This window comes from Phormidium sp. CCY1219 (genome assembly GCF_035615515.1).
GTDB lineage: Bacteria > Cyanobacteriota > Cyanobacteriia > Cyanobacteriales > Laspinemataceae > CCY1219.
On sequence record NZ_JAJENT010000134.1, the window covers coordinates 1 to 286 of the forward strand.

Below are 286 nucleotides of genomic sequence, written 5' to 3' on the forward strand. Positions count from 1 at the left end.
CTTGTTCGGCGCGTTGGCGCTCTTGTTCTCTGAGCTGGTTGAGTTCCACAAAGGTGAGGAAGCGATCGCCAGTGGGGGTATAAATTTCCAGGGTATCGGGTTTCAGTTCAAACCGGATTCCCAGTCGCGGACTCACCCAACCCTTCATCTCGTCAAGTGCCTGCAAGCCTTCTGGGGAACGCAAGAATCCCTGAAACTCTATATTCTGTGGGTCGTAGATATAATATTCTTCCACGCCATAGCGATTGTAGAACAACAGTTTTTTGCTCATCTCTTTCAGTCGGTT

1 pseudogene is annotated in these 286 nt (G+C 49.3%); it reads right to left on the reverse strand.

Annotation, left to right across the window (positions count from 1 at the left end):
* A pseudogene (locus LKK83_RS00730) lies at positions 1 to 286 on the reverse strand (Uma2 family endonuclease); the annotation flags it as partial.